The sequence below is a fragment of the Streptomyces sp. CBMA291 genome, from assembly GCF_014596525.1.
GTDB lineage: Bacteria > Actinomycetota > Actinomycetes > Streptomycetales > Streptomycetaceae > Streptomyces.
Genome location: NZ_MSJP01000078.1, coordinates 1 through 5232 on the forward strand (window position 1 = coordinate 1; position 5232 = coordinate 5232).

2 rRNA genes are annotated in these 5232 nt (G+C 57.2%); both read right to left on the minus strand.

The features are described 5' to 3' along the window. Window positions 1–41 precede the first annotated feature (41 nt). Window positions 42–3163, minus strand: a 23S ribosomal RNA gene (locus BU197_RS18520). Between the two features lie 287 nt (window positions 3164–3450). Continuing rightward, window positions 3451–4976: ribosomal RNA gene (locus BU197_RS18525) — 16S ribosomal RNA — on the minus strand. Together the 16S and 23S rRNA genes form the textbook arrangement of a ribosomal RNA operon. Window positions 4977–5232 lie beyond the last annotated feature (256 nt).

A 5232-nucleotide genomic window follows, 5' to 3' on the forward strand; every position in this document is an offset into this window, starting at 1 on the left:
TGTTCGTTACTTCAGAACTAACACAGTGGACGCGAGCAACTGAGGACAAGCCCTCGGCCTATTAGTACCGGTCAGCTCCACCCATTACTGGGCTTCCACATCCGGCCTATCAACCCAGTCGTCTACTGGGAGCCTTACCCTCTCAAGGAGGTGGGAATACTCATCTCGAAGCAGGCTTCCCGCTTAGATGCTTTCAGCGGTTATCCCTCCCGAACGTAGCCAACCAGCCATGCCCTTGGCAGGACAACTGGCACACCAGAGGTTCGTCCGTCCCGGTCCTCTCGTACTAGGGACAGCCCTTCTCAATATTCCTACGCGCACAGCGGATAGGGACCGAACTGTCTCACGACGTTCTAAACCCAGCTCGCGTACCGCTTTAATGGGCGAACAGCCCAACCCTTGGGACCGACTCCAGCCCCAGGATGCGACGAGCCGACATCGAGGTGCCAAACCATCCCGTCGATATGGACTCTTGGGGAAGATCAGCCTGTTATCCCCGGGGTACCTTTTATCCGTTGAGCGACGGCGCTTCCACAAGCCACCGCCGGATCACTAGTCCCGACTTTCGTCCCTGCTCGACCCGTCGGTCTCACAGTCAAGCTCCCTTGTGCACTTACACTCAACACCTGATTGCCAACCAGGCTGAGGGAACCTTTGGGCGCCTCCGTTACCCTTTGGGAGGCAACCGCCCCAGTTAAACTACCCATCAGACACTGTCCCTGATCCGGATCACGGACCGAGGTTAGACATCCAGCACGACCAGAGTGGTATTTCAACGGCGACTCCACCATGACTGGCGTCACAGCTTCAAAGTCTCCCACCTATCCTACACAAGCCGAACCGAACACCAATATCAAACTGTAGTAAAGGTCCCGGGGTCTTTCCGTCCTGCTGCGCGAAACGAGCATCTTTACTCGTAGTGCAATTTCACCGGGCCTATGGTTGAGACAGTCGAGAAGTCGTTACGCCATTCGTGCAGGTCGGAACTTACCCGACAAGGAATTTCGCTACCTTAGGATGGTTATAGTTACCACCGCCGTTTACTGGCGCTTAAGTTCTCAGCTTCGCCCCACCGAAATGGAGCTAACCGGTCCCCTTAACGTTCCAGCACCGGGCAGGCGTCAGTCCGTATACATCGCCTTACGGCTTCGCACGGACCTGTGTTTTTAGTAAACAGTCGCTTCTCGCTGGTCTCTGCGGCCACCCCCAGCTCAGAGTGCAAGACTCATCACCAGACGTGGCCCCCCTTCTCCCGAAGTTACGGGGGCATTTTGCCGAGTTCCTTAACCATAGTTCACCCGAACGCCTCGGTATTCTCTACCTGACCACCTGAGTCGGTTTAGGGTACGGGCCGCCATGAAACTCGCTAGAGGCTTTTCTCGACAGCATAGGATCATCCACTTCACCACAATCGGCTCGGCATCAGGTCTCAGCCTTAATGTGTGACGGATTTGCCTACCACACGGCCTACACCCTTACCCCGGGACAACCACCGCCCGGGCTGGACTACCTTCCTGCGTCACCCCATCGCTTACCTACTACCACCTTGGATCGACGGCTCCACCACTTTCCATTCCCCGAAGGGTCCGGAACGGCTTCACGGCCTTAGCATTAATGGGCTCGATACTGGGCGTTTCAAAGCGGGTACCGGAATATCAACCGGTTGTCCATCGACTACGCCTGTCGGCCTCGCCTTAGGTCCCGACTTACCCTGGGCAGATCAGCTTGACCCAGGAACCCTTAGTCAATCGGCGCACACGTTTCTCACGTGTGTATCGCTACTCATGCCTGCATTCTCACTCGTGAACCGTCCACAACTCGCTTCCGCGGCTGCTTCACCCGGCACACGACGCTCCCCTACCCATCACAGTCCCCGTTGGGGGTATGTACTGCAATGACACGACTTCGGCGGTACGCTTGAGCCCCGCTACATTGTCGGCGCGGAATCACTTGACCAGTGAGCTATTACGCACTCTTTCAAGGGTGGCTGCTTCTAAGCCAACCTCCTGGTTGTCTCTGCGACTCCACATCCTTTCCCACTTAGCGTACGCTTAGGGGCCTTAGTCGATGCTCTGGGCTGTTTCCCTCTCGACCATGGAGCTTATCCCCCACAGTCTCACTGCCGTGCTCTCACTTACCGGCATTCGGAGTTTGGCTAAGGTCAGTAACCCGGTAGGGCCCATCGCCTATCCAGTGCTCTACCTCCGGCAAGAAACACACGACGCTGCACCTAAATGCATTTCGGGGAGAACCAGCTATCACGGAGTTTGATTGGCCTTTCACCCCTAACCACAGGTCATCCCCCAGGTTTTCAACCCTGGTGGGTTCGGTCCTCCACGAAGTCTTACCTCCGCTTCAACCTGCCCATGGCTAGATCACTCCGCTTCGGGTCTTGAGCGTGCTACTAAAACGCCCTATTCGGACTCGCTTTCGCTACGGCTTCCCCACACGGGTTAACCTCGCAACACACCGCAAACTCGCAGGCTCATTCTTCAAAAGGCACGCAGTCACGAGATGCAAGTAAACTCGCATCCGACGCTCCCACGGCTTGTAGGCACACGGTTTCAGGTACTATTTCACTCCGCTCCCGCGGTACTTTTCACCATTCCCTCACGGTACTATCCGCTATCGGTCACCAGGGAATATTTAGGCTTAACGGGTGGTCCCGCCAGATTCACACGGGATTTCTCGGGCCCCGTGCTACTTGGGTGTCTCTCAAACGAGCCGTCAATGTTTCAGCTACGGGGGTCTTACCCTCTACGCCGGACCTTTCGCATGTCCTTCGCCTACATCAACGGTTTCTGACTCGTCTCACAGCCGGCAGACTGTGAAAGAGAGATCCCACAACCCCGTATACGCAACCCCTGCCGGGTATCACACGCATACGGTTTGGCCTCATCCGGTTTCGCTCGCCACTACTCCCGGAATCACGGTTGTTTTCTCTTCCTGAGGGTACTGAGATGTTTCACTTCCCCTCGTTCCCTCCACATGCCCTATGTGTTCAGGCATGGGTGACAGCCCATGACGACTGCCGGGTTTCCCCATTCGGAAACCCCCGGATCAAAGCCTGGTTGACGGCTCCCCGGGGACTATCGTGGCCTCCCACGTCCTTCATCGGTTCCTGGTGCCAAGGCATCCACCGTGCGCCCTTAAAAACTTGGCCACAGATGCTCGCGTCCACTGTGTAGTTCTCAAACAACGACCAGCCACCCACCACCTCACTCGACAAGCAAGCAAGTTCACTGGGGCCGGCATCCTCGAAGGCAGACCTTCCGGCCGTACCCTCAGACACCCAACAACGTGCCAAGCACGATCCCTCGGATCTTCACCACGTTCCACGCCGAAGCAGTACTAGCAGAGAGACCCTCGTGACCGTGCCAACTAATCAACGTTCCACCCATGAGCTGACCGTGCGAGACATTTGCTCGCAATCGGTACTGTGCTCCTTAGAAAGGAGGTGATCCAGCCGCACCTTCCGGTACGGCTACCTTGTTACGACTTCGTCCCAATCGCCAGTCCCACCTTCGACAGCTCCCTCCCACAAGGGGTTGGGCCACCGGCTTCGGGTGTTACCGACTTTCGTGACGTGACGGGCGGTGTGTACAAGGCCCGGGAACGTATTCACCGCAGCAATGCTGATCTGCGATTACTAGCAACTCCGACTTCATGGGGTCGAGTTGCAGACCCCAATCCGAACTGAGACCGGCTTTTTGAGATTCGCTCCGCCTCACGGCATCGCAGCTCTTTGTACCGGCCATTGTAGCACGTGTGCAGCCCAAGACATAAGGGGCATGATGACTTGACGTCGTCCCCACCTTCCTCCGAGTTGACCCCGGCGGTCTCCTGTGAGTCCCCATCACCCCGAAGGGCATGCTGGCAACACAGGACAAGGGTTGCGCTCGTTGCGGGACTTAACCCAACATCTCACGACACGAGCTGACGACAGCCATGCACCACCTGTATACCGACCACAAGGGGGGCACTATCTCTAATGCTTTCCGGTATATGTCAAGCCTTGGTAAGGTTCTTCGCGTTGCGTCGAATTAAGCCACATGCTCCGCTGCTTGTGCGGGCCCCCGTCAATTCCTTTGAGTTTTAGCCTTGCGGCCGTACTCCCCAGGCGGGGAACTTAATGCGTTAGCTGCGGCACCGACGACGTGGAATGTCGCCAACACCTAGTTCCCAACGTTTACGGCGTGGACTACCAGGGTATCTAATCCTGTTCGCTCCCCACGCTTTCGCTCCTCAGCGTCAGTAATGGCCCAGAGATCCGCCTTCGCCACCGGTGTTCCTCCTGATATCTGCGCATTTCACCGCTACACCAGGAATTCCGATCTCCCCTACCACACTCTAGCCTGCCCGTATCGGATGCAGACCCGGGGTTAAGCCCCGGGCTTTCACACCCGACGTGACAAGCCGCCTACGAGCTCTTTACGCCCAATAATTCCGGACAACGCTTGCGCCCTACGTATTACCGCGGCTGCTGGCACGTAGTTAGCCGGCGCTTCTTCTGCAGGTACCGTCACTTTCGCTTCTTCCCTGCTGAAAGAGGTTTACAACCCGAAGGCCGTCATCCCTCACGCGGCGTCGCTGCATCAGGCTTTCGCCCATTGTGCAATATTCCCCACTGCTGCCTCCCGTAGGAGTCTGGGCCGTGTCTCAGTCCCAGTGTGGCCGGTCGCCCTCTCAGGCCGGCTACCCGTCGTCGCCTTGGTAGGCCATTACCCCACCAACAAGCTGATAGGCCGCGGGCTCATCCTTCACCGCCGGAGCTTTCCACCCACCGAGATGCCTCGGCAGGTCGTATCCGGTATTAGACCCCGTTTCCAGGGCTTGTCCCAGAGTGAAGGGCAGATTGCCCACGTGTTACTCACCCGTTCGCCACTAATCCACCCCGAAGGGCTTCATCGTTCGACTTGCATGTGTTAAGCACGCCGCCAGCGTTCGTCCTGAGCCAGGATCAAACTCTCCGTGAATGTTTACCCGTAATCGGGTACCACTCGCGTTGAGCGGGACAGTCATGCCGGAATATGGCCGACCGTCCACAGCGTCCTCGCTGTAGTGTCGCCACCCCCTGCACGCAGGAAGTGGACTTTTTCAAAGGAACCTCGACCATCCGAAGATGGACGGGGTATCAACTAATCTGGCGTTGATTTTTGGCACGCTGTTGAGTTCTCAAGGTGCGGACGCTTCCTTCGTTCCTGTTTCCAGGCCCTCCGGGCGCTTCCTTCG